We start from the raw sequence: 14,929 nt of genomic DNA, 5'->3' as shown, positions 1-14,929 counted from the left end.
CGACCACCTGCGGGCTTGAAAAAGCCCGCAGTTGCCTTCATCTTGTGTTGCAAGCCTATCGGATTTGGATCGATCGAATGACTGACACCCGCAACGGCGAGGACAACGGCAAATTGCTCTATTGCTCCTTCTGTGGCAAAAGCCAGCATGAAGTGCGCAAATTGATTGCCGGCCCCTCGGTCTTTATCTGCGACGAATGCGTTGACCTGTGCAATGACATCATCCGTGAGGAGGTGCAGGAAGCCCAGGCCGAGAGCAGCGCGCATAAATTACCATCGCCAAAAGAAATCAGCGGCATCCTTGATCAATACGTCATTGGTCAGGAACGTGCCAAAAAGGTTTTGGCTGTAGCGGTGTACAACCACTACAAGCGCCTCAACCAGCGTGACAAGAAAAACGACGACGTCGAACTCGGCAAGAGCAACATCCTGCTGATCGGCCCTACCGGTTCGGGTAAGACCCTGCTGGCAGAAACCCTTGCACGCCTGTTGAATGTACCTTTCACCATCGCTGACGCAACCACGCTGACTGAAGCCGGTTACGTAGGCGAAGATGTTGAAAACATCATTCAGAAGCTGCTGCAGAAATGCGATTACGACGTAGAAAAAGCCCAGATGGGCATTGTCTACATCGATGAAATCGACAAGATTTCGCGCAAGTCTGACAACCCTTCGATTACCCGTGATGTTTCCGGTGAAGGTGTGCAGCAGGCATTGCTCAAGCTGATCGAAGGTACCGTGGCTTCCGTACCGCCTCAAGGCGGCCGCAAGCACCCGCAGCAGGAGTTCTTGCAGGTTGATACCCGCAACATCCTGTTTATCTGCGGTGGTGCGTTCTCGGGCCTTGAGAAGGTTGTACAGGCTCGCTCGACTCGCGGCGGCATCGGCTTCAGTGCCGAAGTGCGCAGCAAGGAAGAGGGCAAGAAGGTTGGCGAATCCCTGCGTGAAGTCGAGCCTGACGATCTGGTCAAGTTTGGCCTGATCCCGGAATTCGTGGGTCGTCTGCCTGTGCTGGCAACCCTGGACGAGCTGGACGAGGCTGCCTTGATGCAGATCCTCACCGAACCGAAGAACGCCTTGACCAAGCAGTACGGCAAGCTGTTCGAGATGGAAGGTGTAGATCTTGAGTTCCGTGCCGACGCCTTGAAGGCCGTGGCCAAGCGTGCTCTGGAGCGCAAAACGGGCGCTCGTGGCCTGCGTTCGATTCTTGAAGGCGTGCTGCTCGACACAATGTATGAAATCCCCTCGCAATCCGAGGTGAGTAAAGTTGTGATCGACGAAAGCGTTATAGAAGGCAAGTCCAAGCCGTTGTTGATCTATGAAAACAACGAAGCGACTGCCAAGGTTGCACCTGACGCGTAAATGTAATGCTGGCATTCCACATTGCGTGTTAAAGAAGGGGCCTTCGGGCCCCTTTGTTTTTCCTGTCGTTCAACGCTTGTTTTTTTTCAAGACTGCCCCCATCTTGGCTTCAAGCTTACATCCATCTGATTACGGCCTTATGGCCGCCGTAGAGGCGAAATCATGAAGACAACCATCGAATTGCCTCTCTTGCCGTTGCGTGATGTTGTTGTGTATCCGCACATGGTGATCCCACTGTTCGTGGGACGCGAGAAGTCGATCGAGGCCCTTGAGGCTGCGATGACGGGCGACAAGCAAATTTTGCTATTGGCTCAAAAGAATCCGGCTGACGACGATCCGGGCGAAGATGCCCTGTATCGCGTCGGTACCATTGCAACTGTTCTGCAACTGCTCAAGCTCCCGGACGGCACGGTCAAAGTGCTGGTTGAGGGTGAGCAACGCGGTGCGGTTGAGCATTTTGGTCAGGCAGATGGTTATCTGAGTGCCGAAGTCTCCCTGATTGACGAAGTGGCTGCCCCGGATCGCGAATCCGAGGTCTTTGTGCGCAGCCTGCTTTCGCAGTTCGAGCAATACGTGCAACTGGGCAAAAAAGTCCCGGCCGAGGTTCTGTCATCGCTTAACAGCATTGACGAGCCAAGCCGTCTGGTCGATACCATGGCTGCCCATATGGCACTCAAGATCGAGCAGAAGCAGGAAATCCTCGAAATCATCGATCTGCAGGCCCGTGTCGAGCACGTTCTGGCCCTGCTGGATGCCGAGATCGACTTGCTGCAAGTCGAAAAGCGCATCCGTGGTCGCGTCAAAAAGCAAATGGAGCGCAGCCAGCGCGAGTACTACCTGAATGAGCAGATGAAGGCCATTCAGAAAGAGCTGGGTGATGGTGACGAAGGTCACAATGAAATCGAAGAGCTGAAAAAACGCATCGATGCTGCCGGTTTGCCGAAAGATGCAATGGCCAAGGCCCAGGCGGAGCTGAACAAGCTCAAGCAAATGTCGCCAATGTCCGCAGAAGCCACCGTGGTGCGCTCCTACATCGACTGGCTGGTGCAGGTGCCGTGGAAGGCTCAGAGCAAGGTGCGCCTGGATCTCAAGCGTGCTGAAGACATTCTGGACGCAGATCACTACGGTCTGGACGAAGTCAAAGAACGGATTCTCGAATATCTTGCCGTGCAAAAGCGTGTGAAGAAAATTCGTGGTCCGGTTCTGTGCCTGGTCGGTCCTCCGGGTGTAGGCAAAACCTCGCTTGCTGAGTCCATTGCCCACGCAACAAACCGTAAATTCGTGCGTATGGCCTTGGGTGGCGTGCGTGACGAAGCGGAAATTCGTGGCCATCGCCGTACGTACATCGGTTCGATGCCAGGAAGATTGATTCAAAAGATGACCAAGGTTGGTGTGCGCAACCCGCTGTTCCTGCTTGATGAAATCGACAAGATGGGCAGTGACATGCGCGGCGATCCGGCGTCTGCACTGCTTGAAGTGCTCGATCCCGAGCAGAACCACAATTTCAACGACCATTACCTCGAGGTTGATTACGACCTCTCCGATGTGATGTTCCTGTGTACGTCCAACTCGATGAACATCCCGCCAGCCTTGCTGGACCGGATGGAAGTCATTCGTCTGCCTGGCTACACCGAAGACGAAAAAATCAACATTGCTGTCAAATACCTGGCCCCGAAACAAATTGAAGCCAATGGCTTGAAGAAGGGCGAGCTGGCATTTGATAACGAAGCCATCCGCGACATGATCCGCTACTACACCCGGGAAGCCGGTGTGCGGGGCCTTGAGCGCCAGATTGCGAAGATCTGCCGCAAGGCGGTCAAAGAGCATGCGCTGGAAAAACGCTTTGCGGTCACCGTCACGCCGGAGCTACTTGAGCACTTTTTGGGCGTAAGAAAATTCAGCTACGGTTTGGCTGAAGTTCAGGACCAGATCGGTCAAGTGACCGGCCTGGCCTGGACCCAGGTGGGTGGCGAGTTGTTGACCATCGAAGCGGCCGTTGTTCCTGGCAAAGGCCAGCTGATCAAGACCGGTTCGCTGGGCGACGTGATGGTAGAGTCCATCACCGCTGCATTGACGGTGGTGCGCAGCCGCGCCAAGAGCCTGGGTATCCCGTTGGATTTCCACGAAAAACGCGATATTCACATTCACATGCCCGAAGGCGCTACGCCTAAAGATGGCCCTAGTGCTGGTGTGGGAATGTGTACTGCCCTGGTCTCTGCATTGACCCTGATTCCGGTACGCGCCGATGTTGCCATGACCGGTGAAATTACCCTTCGTGGTCAGGTGTTGGCGATTGGTGGCCTGAAGGAAAAATTACTTGCTGCTCATCGTGGTGGCATCAAAACTGTAATTATTCCTGAAGAGAACGTTCGTGACCTGAAGGAAATTCCTGACAACATCAAACAGGATCTTCAGATTAAACCGGTTAAATGGATTGACGAAGTCCTGCAAATTGCGCTGCAATACGCCCCGGAGCCCTTGCCGGATGTGGCTCCCGAGATTGTTGCCAAGGACGACAAACGAGAATCTGACTCTAAGGAAAGAATTAGCACGCATTAATACGGATTCGCCTGACGGGCTTTCTTGACGCTTTTTAGAGCCCTTGTTATAAAGCGGCTCTATAAGTGTCCGTAAGTGCTTCAGCAGTCGTTTTGCTTTTACCAAAAAACTTTAGAAACATACTCAGACAGATATAAGGGGACTTAGAGTGAACAAGTCGGAACTGATTGATGCTATCGCTGCATCTGCTGATATCCCGAAAGCTGCAGCTGGCCGTGCGCTGGACGCAGTAATCGAATCCGTCACTGGCGCTCTTAAGGCTGGCGACTCTGTGGTACTGGTTGGTTTTGGTACTTTCTCTGTAACCGATCGTCCTGCCCGTATTGGTCGTAACCCACAGACCGGTAAAACGCTGGAAATTCCTGCTGCCAAAAAGCCAGGCTTCAAAGCCGGTAAAGCACTGAAAGAAGCGGTTAACTAAGTTTCTGTAACACCTTTTACCCAACCGGGTCAGGCGCACGCCAGGCTTGGCAGCGGAGCGGTAGTGCAGTCGGTGGCAACATCGATGTGTCACGCCGGGGGTCGCGGGTTCGAGCCCGGTCCGCTCCGCCAGTTACGAGAAGGCGCATCCTCGGATGCGCCTTTCTTCTATCCGGACTCTACCCACGCTCCACGGTTGCTCATTATGCAAGACCGTTTCTGGGGGAAGCATGCTGCAAAATATCAGGGACAATTCACAAGGCTGGATTGCCAAGACCATCATCGGTGTCATCGTCGCGTTAATGGCGTTGACCGGTTTCGATGCCATTTTTCAAGCCACCTCTACCAGCCAGGATGCTGCCAAGGTTAACGGTGAAGAAATCACCCAGGTTGAACTGAGCCAGGCCGTCGATATGCAACGCCGGCAGCTGCTGCAGCAGTTGGGCAAGGATTTCGACTCGTCGTTGCTGGATGAAAAAATGCTGCGTGAAGCGGCCCTCAAAGGGTTGATCGATCGCAAGCTGTTGCTGCAAGGCGCCAAAGACGCGAAGTTTTCGTTTTCTGAAGCCGCTTTGGACCAAGTCATTCTGTTGACTCCTGAATTTCAGGAAGACGGCAAATTCAGCCCTGAGCGTTTCGACCAGGTGATCCGTCAACTGGGTTACGGTCGCTTGCAGTTCCGTAACATGCTGGGCGAAGAAATGCTGATTGGTCAGCTGCGTGCCGGTCTGGCGGGCAGTGGTTTCGTGACCGACGAACAGGTGAATGCGTTCGCCCGTCTTGAGAAACAAACTCGTGATTTCGCTTCGCTGAACATCAAGGCCGACCCGGCTGCGGTGAAACTGAGCGATGACGAAATCAAGGCTTACTACGACGAGCACGCCAAGGAATTCATGACCCCTGATCAGGTCGTGATCGACTATATCGAGTTGAAGAAATCTTCTTTCTTTGACCAGGTAGCCGTGAAGGATGATGAGCTTCAAGCGTTGTATCAAAAGGAAATCGCCAACCTGGCCGAACAGCGCCGCGCTGCGCATATCCTGATCGAAGTGAACGACAAGGTCAGCGACGAGCAGGCCAAAGCCAAGATCGCCGAGATTCAGCAGCGTCTGGCCAAAGGTGAAAGCTTCGAAGCTCTGGCCAAGGAGTTCTCCCAGGATCCGGGTTCGGCTGCCAATGGCGGTGACCTGGGCTTCGCAGGCCCTGGTGTTTACGATCCTGTGTTCGAAACGGCTGTTTACGGGTTGAAGCAGGACCAGGTTTCGGAGCCGGTACGCACCAGCTTCGGTTATCACCTGATCAAGCTGCTGGGTGTTGAAGCACCTGAAGTGCCGAGCTTTGCCAGCCTGAAAGACAAGCTGACCCATGACCTGAAAACCCAGCAGGTTGAACGCCTGTTTGTCGATGCAACCAAGCAATTGGAAGACTCGGCATTTGAAGCGTCCGATCTGGCTCAGCCAGCTCAAGAGCTTAAGCTGACTGTGCATACCTCTGCGCCATTTGGTCGCGAGGGGGGCGAGGGTGTCACCGCCAATCGCGCTGTGATTCAGGCCGCATTCAGCACCGAAGTGATGGATGAGGGCGCGAACAGTACAGCCCTGGAGCTGGACCCTGAGACCGTAGTGGTGTTGCGCGTCAAGGAGCACCGCAAGCCTGAGCAGTTGCCGCTGGAGGCTGTTGCCTCGAGCATTCGTGCGCAACTGGTCAAGGAGCACGCCAGTGCTGCGGCCAAAACCCGTGCCGAAGAAATCATCAAGGAGCTGCGCGATGGCAAACTGCCGTTGAACCAGCCGGTTGATGGTCAGGCGTGGAAGGTCCAGGAAGCGGTTGCCCGTGGTCAGGAAGGTATTGATCCTGCCGTGCTGCAAGCGGTATTCCGCATGCCGAAACCTGCAGCCAAGGACAAGCCGACATTCAGCAGTGTCACCCTGGCAGATGGCACTGTGGTTGTATTGCGTTTGAACGGCGTCAACGATGCAGTAGCGCCGACTGAAGAAGAGAAAGCGTCGTATCGCCGCTTCCTCGCTTCGCGTGTTGGCCAGCAAGACTTTGCTGCCTACCGCAAGCAGTTGGAAAACGAAGCCAAGGTTGAGCGCTACTAAGTTCAGCCTGCTTCGCTAAAAATGGCCGCTCATTGAGCGGCCATTTTTTTGCGCTGGTTTTTTTGTGGGAGCGGGCTTGCTCGCGATGGCATCCATGCGCTCTGTCTGACGTATCGCGTCGTTTGTATCGCGGGCAAGCCCGCTCCCACAGATCATCTCCCAGAGATTGTCGCGAGGCAAAAAAACGCCCGATGCAATCTCTGCATCGGGCGTTTTTGAGTAGCGCTTGTAACGAAGGGTTTACTCTTCGAGGCTGCCCATGGCGGTAGTGTTGAAGCCACCGTCTACGTACATGATTTCGCCGCTGATGCCCGATGCCAGATCGGAGCACAGGAAGGCGCCGGCATTGCCGACTTCGTCGATGGTCACGTTGCGACGCAGTGGCGTCTGCGCTTCGTTGGCCGCCAGCATTTTGCGGAAGTTCTTGATGCCCGACGCTGCCAGGGTACGGATCGGGCCTGCCGATACGCAGTTAACGCGAGTACCCTCAGGGCCTAGGCTGCCTGCCAGGTAACGTACACCGGCTTCCAGGCTGGCCTTGGCCATGCCCATCACGTTGTAGTTAGGCATGGTGCGCTCGGCGCCCAGGTAGGACAGGGTCAGCAGGCTGCCGTTGCGACCTTTCATCATCGGGCGACCAGCCTTGGCCAGGGCCACGAAGCTGTAGGCGCTGATGTCGTGAGCGATGCGGAAGCCTTCACGGGTGGTGGCGTCGGTGAAATCGCCATCCAGCTGGTCGCCAGGAGCGAAACCTACGGAGTGAACGATGCAGTCCAGACCGTCCCACTTCTTGCTCAGGTCTTCGAAGACCTTGGCGATTTCTTCATCGCTGGCAACGTCGCAAGGGAAGCACAGCTCAGGATTCGAACCCCAGCCTGCGGCGAATTCTTCAACACGACCTTTCAGCTTTTCGTTCTGATAAGTGAAAGCCAGCTCGGCGCCTTCACGGTGCATGGCGGCAGCAATGCCAGAAGCGATGGACAATTTGCTAGCGACACCAACGATCAGTACGCGCTTACCGGTGAGAAAACCCATGTGTTGTTCCTCTATCAGGTTAATCGACAGCCACTGGTGCCAAAAAGGCGGCTTCCAGCAGCTGTTGTGTATATGGATGTTGCGGTGAGGCAAAGATACTTTGCGCATCACCCTGTTCGACCACTTGGCCATGCTTGACCACCATCAACTGGTGGCTCAGCGCTTTGACGACAGCCAGGTCATGGCTGATAAACAAATACGTCAGGTTGTGCCTGGCTTGCAATGAGCGCAGCAGTTCAACAACCTGGCGTTGTACTGTGCGGTCCAGCGCAGAGGTTGGCTCGTCCAGCAATATCAACTCCGGCTTTAACACCAGTGCGCGGGCAATGGCGATTCTTTGCCGTTGTCCGCCTGAAAACTCGTGAGGGTAACGGTGCCGGGTTTCCGGATCCAGACCTACTTCTCGCAAGGCTTCAATAATTGCACTTTCCTGTTCCGCTTCGGTGCCCATACGGTGAATGCGCAACCCTTCACCGACAATCTCGCTGACGCTCATGCGCGGGCTGAGACTGCCAAACGGGTCCTGGAATACCACCTGCATTTCCCGTCGCAATGGCCTGACTTCTTTCTGTGACAGACAGTCTAGCCGTTTGCCTTCAAAGCTGATCAGGCCCTTGCTGGCAATCAGACGCAAAATCGCCAGGCCCAGCGTTGATTTGCCCGATCCGCTTTCACCCACAATTCCCAGGGTCTGCCCCTGGGGCAAGCTGAAATTGATACCGTCCACCGCTTTCACGTAATCGACGGTCTTGCGCAGCAGGCCTTTCTTGATCGGGAACCATACCCTCAGGTCCTCGACTTGCAGCAATGGCGGACCGGCAATGGTGCTGGCCGGGCCTCCGCTGGGCTCTGCGCTGAGCAGTTCCCGGGTGTAAGGATGCTGCGGCGAACGGAACAGCTGCTCGCACGATGCTTGTTCGACGATTAAACCGCGCTGCATGACACATACGCGATGCGCAATTCTTCGTACAAGGTTCAAATCGTGACTGATCAGTAACAACGACATGCCCAGGCGGGCTTGCAGATCCTTGAGCAAGTCGAGGATTTTAAGCTGAACGGTCACGTCCAGGGCGGTGGTAGGTTCGTCGGCAATCAGCAGTTCGGGTTCATTGGCCAGGGCCATGGCGATCATCACGCGCTGTCTCTGACCCCCTGAGAGCTCGTGTGGCAGCGCCTTGAGGCGTTTGTGAGGCTCGGGTATGCCTACCAGCTCCAGAAGCTCCAGGGTGCGCAGGGTAGCGGCCTTGCCGGTGATCCCCTTGTGAATGCCGAGCACCTCATTGATTTGTTTTTCAATGCTGTGCAGCGGGTTCAGGGAGGTCATGGGCTCCTGAAAAATCATCGCAATGCGGTTGCCGCGAATGTTGCGCAGCTTTTTCTCGTCCACGCTGAGCAAATCCTGGCCGCCGTAGGCGATGCTGCCGCTGGGGTGGCGTGCAAGGGGGTAGGGCAGCAACCTGAGGATCGAGTGCGCGGTCACCGATTTGCCCGAACCGCTTTCGCCCACCAGGGCCAGGGTTTCGCCGCGCCTGATATCAAAACTGACGCCTTGCACCACCCGCTGCGGTGTGTCACCCGCTACAAACTCGACGCTGAGGTCGCGCACTTCGATCAGATTGTCCTGCGTCATCTTATTTCCTCGGGTCGAAGGCATCGCGAGCGGACTCACCGATAAACACCAGCAGGCTGAGCATGATGGCCAGCACTGCGAATGCACTGATGCCCAGCCAGGGCGCTTGCAGGTTGGACTTGCCCTGGGCCACCAGTTCGCCCAGCGACGGCGCGCCCGGGGGCAGGCCGAAGCCCAGGAAGTCCAGGGCAGTGAGGGTGCCGATGGCGCCAGTGAGGATAAACGGCATAAAGGTCATGGTGGAGACCATGGCGTTGGGCAGGATGTGGCGGTACATGATGGCCATGTCCTGCATGCCCAGGGCGCGGGCGGCGCGCACATACTCCAGATTGCGCCCACGCAGGAATTCGGCGCGCACGACGTCCACCAGGCTCATCCACGAGAACAGCAGCATGATGCCCAGCAGCCACCAGAAATTGGGCTGCACAAAACTGGCGAGAATGATCAGCAGGTACAACACGGGCAAGCCTGACCAGATTTCCAGAAAGCGCTGACCGGCCAGGTCGACCCAGCCACCATAAAAGCCCTGCAAGGCCCCGGCGATCACGCCGATGATGGAGCTCAGTACCGTCAGGGTCAGGGCGAACAGCACCGATATGCGAAAGCCATAAATCACTCGGGCCAGCACGTCGCGGCCCTGGTCGTCGGTGCCCAGCCAGTTCTCGGCGGAGGGCGGTGCAGGGGCAGGGACTTTCAGGTCGTAGTTGATGCTTTGATAGCTGTAGGGGATGGGTGGCCACACAACCCAGGCATCTTTCTTGGCCAGCAGTTCACGGATATACGGGCTTTTGTAGTTGGCTTCGAGGGGGAATTCGCCGCCGAAGTCGGTCTCTGGATAGCGCTTGAGCGCCGGGAAATACCACTCCCCGTCGTAATTGATCACCAGCGGTTTGTCGTTGGCAATGAACTCGGCGTTCAGGCTGAGCCCGAACAGCACCAGGAAGATCCACAGCGACCACCAGCCACGCTTGTTGGCTTTGAAACGGGCAAAACGGCGTCGATTGAGGGGGGATAGCTTCATCTCAATGCTCCCTGCTTTCAAAGTCGATACGCGGATCGACCAGGGTGTATGAGAGGTCACCGATCAGCTTCACCACCAGCCCGACCAGCGTAAAGATAAACAGGGTGCCGAAGACAACCGGGTAGTCGCGATTGATCGCGGCCTCGAAACTCATCAGGCCCAGGCCATCGAGGGAGAAAATCACTTCGACCAGCAGTGAGCCGGTAAAGAAAATTCCGATAAAGGCCGACGGGAAACCGGCAATAACCAGCAGCATGGCATTGCGGAACACATGGCCATAGAGCACCCGGTGGTTGGTCAGGCCCTTGGCTTTGGCAGTGACGACATACTGTTTGTTGATCTCGTCGAGAAAGCTGTTTTTGGTCAGCAGGGTCATGGTGGCGAAGTTGCCGATAACCAGTGCCGTAACGGGCAATGCCAGATGCCAGAAGTAATCGAGAATCTTGCCGCCCAGGCTCAGTTCGTCAAAGTTGTTGGACGTCAGGCCGCGCAGGGGGAACCAGTCCAGGTAACTGCCCCCGGCAAACAGTACGATCAGCAGGATGGCAAACAGAAAGGCCGGGATGGCGTAGCCGATGATGATCAGTGAACTGGTCCAGACATCAAAGTGGCTGCCGTGGCGCGTGGCCTTGGCGATCCCCAGGGGGATCGACACCAGGTACATGATCAGGGTGCTCCACAACCCCAGCGAGATGGAGACCGGCATTTTCTCCTTGATCAGGTCGATGACCTTGGCGTCGCGGAAGAAGCTTTCGCCGAAGTCCAGTCGGGCGTAGTTTTTAATCATGATCCACAGGCGTTCCGGCGCCGACTTGTCGAAACCGTACATCTTTTCGATTTCCTTGATCAGTTCCGGATCCAGCCCTTGGGCGCCACGGTAGTTGGAGCCCGCCACCGACACTTCCGAACCACCACCGGCGATGCGGCTGGTGGCGCCGTCAAAGCCTTCGAGCTTGGCGATCATCTGTTCAACCGGGCCGCCGGGGGCCGCCTGGATAATGATGAAGTTAATCAACAGAATCCCGAACAGTGTCGGAATGATCAGCAGCAGTCGCCTGAAAATATAAGCCAGCATTTAAGGCTCCTGGCTCGCGCTTGAAGGTTTGGTAGAGGGTGCAGGTTTTGCGTCAGATTTGGCCCACCAGGTGTTGGTGCCGATATCGTATTTGGGCGTAATTTCGGGATGGCCGATATGGTTCGAGTAGGCCACGCGCCAGGTTTTGATATGCCAGTTGGGGATCACGTAGAAGCCCCACTGCAACACACGGTCCAGCGCCCTGGCATGGTTGATCAGGCTTTGCCGTGACTCGGCGTTGATCAGGCCTTCGGTCAACTGGTCGATGGCCGGGTCCTTCAGGCCGATAAAATTTCGGCTGCCGGGTTTGTCGATACTTTGTGATTCCCAGTACTCGCGCTGCTCGCTGCCGGGTGAGCTGGACTGCGGGAAGCTGCCGACAATCATGTCGTAATCCCTTGAGCGCAGGCGGTTGAGGTATTGGGAGGTGTCGACCCGGCGAATCTGCAAATCGATGCCCAGGTCGCTGAGGTTGCGCTTGAACGGCAGAAGGATGCGCTCGAATTCGGTTTGTGCCAGCAAGAATTCGATCTTCACCGGCTTGCCCTGGGCGTCGACCATCTTGTCATCGACGATGCGCCAGCCGGCGTCTTGCAGCAGTTGGTAGGCGCGGCGCTGTTGCTCGCGAATCATGCCGCTGGCGTCGGTGACGCTGGGTTTGAACACCTGGCTGAACGCCTGCTCGGGAATCTGGCCGCGCAAGGGCTCCAGAATGGCCAGTTCAGCTTCGGTCGGCGGCGCCTTGGCGGCCATTTCCGAGTTTTCGAAGTAGCTGCCAGTGCGCGCATAGGCACCGTTGAACAGTTGCTTGTTGGCCCATTCAAAGTCGAACAGCAGGCTTAGCGCCTCGCGTACACGCACATCCTGGAACATTGGCCTGCGCAGGTTGAAGACAAATCCCTGCATGCCTGTTGGATTGTGGTTGCGGATTTCTTCTTTTTTCAGGCGGCCCTGAGTAAATGCCGGAGAGTTGTAGGCTCCGGCCCAGTTTTTGGCGCTGATCTCCAGCCAGTAATCAAACTGACCGGCCTTGAGGGCTTCGAAGGCAACGCTGTTGTCGCGAAAGTAATCGACCGTGATGGCATCAAAATTGTACAGGCCCTTGTTGATGGGCAGGTCCTTGCCCCAATAGTCCTTGTTGCGCTCGTAGCGGATCGAGCGCCCGGGCTTGATCTCGGCGATGGTGTAGGGGCCGCTGCCGGGCGGGATTTCCAGGTTGCCCTTGTTGAAGTCGCGGGTTTCCCACCAGTGCTTGGGCAGAACCGGGAGCTGGCCAAGGATTAGCGGCAGTTCACGGTTTTTGTTGTGCTTGAAGGTGAATTTCACTTGCAGCGGGTTTTCCGCGATGGCCTGGTCGACATCGCTGTAATAACCCTTGTACAGCGGCGAGCCACTTTTCATCAGGGTATCGAAGCTGAACACGACATCTTCGGCGCGAATCGGATGGCCATCGCTGAACTTCGCTTCCGGGCGCAGGTAAAACCGCACCCAGCTGTTATCCGGGGCTTTCTCGATTTTCCCGGCAATCAGGCCGTAGGACGTAAAAGGCTCGTCGAGGGTTTGCCGGGCCAGGGTATCGAAGGTCAGATCAATGTCGTCGGCTGGCACGCCTTTATTGATAAACGGGTTGAGGCTGTCAAAGCTGCCCAGCGCAGACTTGCGAAAGGTACCGCCCTTGGGGGCTTGCGGGTTGACGTAGTCGACATGCTTGAAGTCGGCAGGATATTTCGGCGGCTCGTCATAGAGGGTCAAGGCATGCTGGGGAGCGGCCATGGCCGTGCAGGCAAAACCGGCAAACAACAAGCTGGCAAGGGGCTTTAGCCATGTACGCAAAGGCATCATTGTTTTTTCTCCGTAGGCTTAAGCCACCACGCGCTGAGGCCCAGGGTGTAGGGCGGCGTAGTCACAAAGGCGAACCGGTTGCGGTACGCCAGGCGGTGATAGTTCAGATACCAGTTGGGAATGATGTAGTGCTGCCAAAGCAACACGCGGTCCAGGGCCTGGCCGGCAGACAATTGCTCGTCGCGGGTCCGTGCGGCCAGCAGGCGCTCGAGCAGTTGGTCCACCACCGGGCTGGCTACCCCTGCATAGTTTTTGCTGCCCTTGACGTTGGCCTGGCTGGAGTGGAAGTACTGCCACTGTTCAAGGCCGGGGCTCAGGGTCTGGTCAAGGGTCATCAGGATCATGTCAAAGTCGAACTGGTCCAGGCGCTGCTTGTATTGCGCGCGATCCACGGTGCGCAGCCGGGCATCGACGCCAATGCTGGCCAGGTTCTCCACATAGGGTTGCAGGATGCGCTCAAGGTTCGGGTTTACCAGTAATATTTCGAAACGCAGGGGTTTGCCTTCACTATTGACCAGGCGCTGGCCCGACAGTTTCCAGCCGCTTTCATCCAGCAGTGCCAGTGCCTGGCGCAGAGTTGCGCGGGGGATGCCGCGGCCGTCGGTTTGCGGCAAGGTAAAGGCCTGGTTGAACAGTTCGGGCGGTAGTTGGCTGCGCCAGGGTGACAGCATCAGCCACTCATGCCCCTGGGGAATGCCGCTGGCCGAGAATTCGCTGTTGGGGTAATGGCTCACGGCGCGCTGGTAGGCGCCGTTGAACAGGGTGCGGTTGGTCCATTCAAAATCAAACATAAGGCCCAGGGCCTCACGGGTTTTGTTTTGCGCAAAGGTGGCGCGGCGACTGTTCATAAACAGCCCCTGGGTTTGTGTCGGGATCTGGTGGGTAATTTCGGCCTTGATCACATCGCCGCGGCGTACCGCCGGGAAGTTATAGCCATTGGCCCAGTTCTTGGCCTGGTGCTCGATGTAGATGTCGAACTCGCGGGCCTTGAACGCCTCGAAGGCGACATCGCTGTCGCGGTAGAACTCCACTTCAACCCGGTCGAAGTTGTATTTGCCGCGGTTGACCGGCAGGTTGGCGCCCCACCAGTTCTTGACGCGCTCAAAGACCAGTTGGCGCCCGGGGGTAACCCGGGTAATGCGATAGGGGCCGCTACCCAGCGGTGGCTCGAAGGTGGTGGCTTTGAAGTCGCGCTTTACCCAGTAATGCTGGGGCAACACGGGCAGTTCGCCCAGGCGCAAAATCAGCAACGGGTTGCCTGAGCGCTTGAAGACAAAACGAATTCGTTTGGGGCCCAGGATATCGACCCGCTGGACTTCCTGAAGATTGGTGCGGTACTGCGGATGACCTTCTTTTAGTAACAGGTCGTAGGAGAAGGCAACATCGTAGGCAGTGATCGGCGTCCCATCATGAAAGCGGGCTTCGGGTCGCAGGTTAAAGACGACCCAGCTGCGGTCCTCGTTGTACTCCACTGATTGAGCGATCAAACCATAGCTGGATGTTGGCTCATCGCCGGAGGGGGCATATTGGCCCGTACCGGCCATCAGGGTTTCATTGAGTTCATTGACCCCGTACTGCAGGAAGTTGGGAGTCGAAACCGGGCTGGTGCCTTTGAAGGTGTAGGGGTTGAGCGTGTCGAACGTGCCGAACGCCATGACCTTCAAGGTGCCGCCCTTGGGGGCGTCAGGGTTTACCCAGTCGAAATGGGTAAAGGTGGCGGGGTACTTGAGTGTGCCGAACTGCGCATAACCGTGGCTTTCGCTCAGGTTTGCGCTGGCGGTGAAGCTCAAGGCCAGGCAGATAAATAGCGTAAGGAGGGGACGCGTCAAGTCAGAGATCCGATCCAGGCATTGGGCTTAAGGTTTCCGTACAGTAACAGCTTGT

General features: G+C 56.5%; 10 protein-coding genes. 4 read left to right on the top strand and 6 right to left on the bottom strand.

Translation table 11 applies throughout. The annotated features are described in order from the left end of the window. Window positions 1-77: 77 nt before the first annotated feature. The 4 genes from clpX to HBN79_RS14910 all read left to right on the top strand — a co-directional run bounded on the left by clpX (window position 78) and on the right by HBN79_RS14910 (window position 6,442). Complete coding sequence (gene clpX / locus HBN79_RS14925; RefSeq protein WP_016782313.1) at window positions 78-1,361, top strand: ATP-dependent Clp protease ATP-binding subunit ClpX; 1,284 nt, start codon at window positions 78-80, stop codon at window positions 1,359-1,361. Between the two features lie 162 nt (window positions 1,362-1,523). Then, window positions 1,524-3,920, top strand: a complete 2,397-nt coding sequence (gene lon / locus HBN79_RS14920; RefSeq protein ID WP_095001708.1) for an endopeptidase La — start codon at window positions 1,524-1,526, stop codon at window positions 3,918-3,920. Window positions 3,921-4,068: 148 nt separating this feature from the next. Then, the gene (locus HBN79_RS14915; RefSeq protein WP_016782315.1) at window positions 4,069-4,341 is read left to right on the top strand and encodes an HU family DNA-binding protein; all 273 of its coding nucleotides are present in this window, start codon (window positions 4,069-4,071) and stop codon (window positions 4,339-4,341) included. A gap of 229 nt (window positions 4,342-4,570) precedes the next feature. Continuing rightward, on the top strand, window positions 4,571-6,442 hold the full coding sequence (locus HBN79_RS14910) for a SurA N-terminal domain-containing protein (RefSeq protein ID WP_095019322.1): 1,872 nt from the start codon (window positions 4,571-4,573) through the stop codon (window positions 6,440-6,442). A gap of 240 nt (window positions 6,443-6,682) precedes the next feature. On the opposite strand, the gene fabI is transcribed toward HBN79_RS14910, so the two are convergent. From fabI to HBN79_RS14880, 6 genes are read right to left on the bottom strand one after another with little or no spacing between them, the layout of a single operon-like run. Continuing rightward, window positions 6,683-7,477, bottom strand: a complete 795-nt coding sequence (gene fabI, locus HBN79_RS14905) for an enoyl-ACP reductase FabI (protein ID WP_016782317.1) — start codon at window positions 7,475-7,477, stop codon at window positions 6,683-6,685. A gap of 19 nt (window positions 7,478-7,496) precedes the next feature. Continuing rightward, complete coding sequence (locus HBN79_RS14900) at window positions 7,497-9,107, bottom strand: ABC transporter ATP-binding protein (RefSeq protein WP_095038674.1); 1,611 nt, start codon at window positions 9,105-9,107, stop codon at window positions 7,497-7,499. Window position 9,108: 1 nt separating this feature from the next. After that, a complete protein-coding gene (locus tag HBN79_RS14895; protein ID WP_095019320.1) occupies window positions 9,109-10,128 on the bottom strand; it encodes an ABC transporter permease in 1,020 nt (339 codons plus the stop codon). Window position 10,129: 1 nt separating this feature from the next. Continuing rightward, window positions 10,130-11,203, bottom strand: a complete 1,074-nt coding sequence (locus tag HBN79_RS14890; RefSeq protein ID WP_095019319.1) for a microcin C ABC transporter permease YejB — start codon at window positions 11,201-11,203, stop codon at window positions 10,130-10,132. Continuing rightward, a complete protein-coding gene (locus HBN79_RS14885; RefSeq protein ID WP_169916850.1) occupies window positions 11,204-13,045 on the bottom strand; it encodes an extracellular solute-binding protein in 1,842 nt (613 codons plus the stop codon). Beyond that, window positions 13,042-14,874, bottom strand: coding sequence for an extracellular solute-binding protein (locus HBN79_RS14880; protein ID WP_095022902.1), 1,833 nt, complete (start codon window positions 14,872-14,874; stop codon window positions 13,042-13,044). Before HBN79_RS14880 ends, HBN79_RS14885 begins: the two co-directional genes overlap by 4 nt. Window positions 14,875-14,929 lie beyond the last annotated feature (55 nt).

Origin of the sequence: Pseudomonas sp. WS 5051, assembly GCF_012985715.1 — a bacterium.
Lineage (GTDB): Bacteria > Pseudomonadota > Gammaproteobacteria > Pseudomonadales > Pseudomonadaceae > Aquipseudomonas > Aquipseudomonas bubulae.
The sequence above is the reverse complement of the archived record's forward strand: the minus strand, read 5'-3'. Positions and strand labels throughout refer to the sequence as shown.

Excerpts from the sequence above, each read along its gene's own strand:
- HBN79_RS14885 (WP_169916850.1), bottom strand. The coding sequence starts at position 13,045 with ATGATGCCTTTGCGTACATGGCTAAAGCCCCTTGCCAGCTTGTTGTTT.
- HBN79_RS14895 (WP_095019320.1), bottom strand. The coding sequence starts at position 10,128 with ATGAAGCTATCCCCCCTCAATCGACGCCGTTTTGCCCGTTTCAAAGCC.
- fabI (WP_016782317.1), bottom strand. The coding sequence starts at position 7,477 with ATGGGTTTTCTCACCGGTAAGCGCGTACTGATCGTTGGTGTCGCTAGC.
- HBN79_RS14910 (WP_095019322.1), top strand. The coding sequence starts at position 4,571 with ATGCTGCAAAATATCAGGGACAATTCACAAGGCTGGATTGCCAAGACC.
- HBN79_RS14900 (WP_095038674.1), bottom strand. The coding sequence starts at position 9,107 with ATGACGCAGGACAATCTGATCGAAGTGCGCGACCTCAGCGTCGAGTTT.
- clpX (WP_016782313.1), top strand. The coding sequence starts at position 78 with ATGACTGACACCCGCAACGGCGAGGACAACGGCAAATTGCTCTATTGC.
- lon (WP_095001708.1), top strand. The coding sequence starts at position 1,524 with ATGAAGACAACCATCGAATTGCCTCTCTTGCCGTTGCGTGATGTTGTT.
- HBN79_RS14890 (WP_095019319.1), bottom strand. The coding sequence starts at position 11,203 with ATGCTGGCTTATATTTTCAGGCGACTGCTGCTGATCATTCCGACACTG.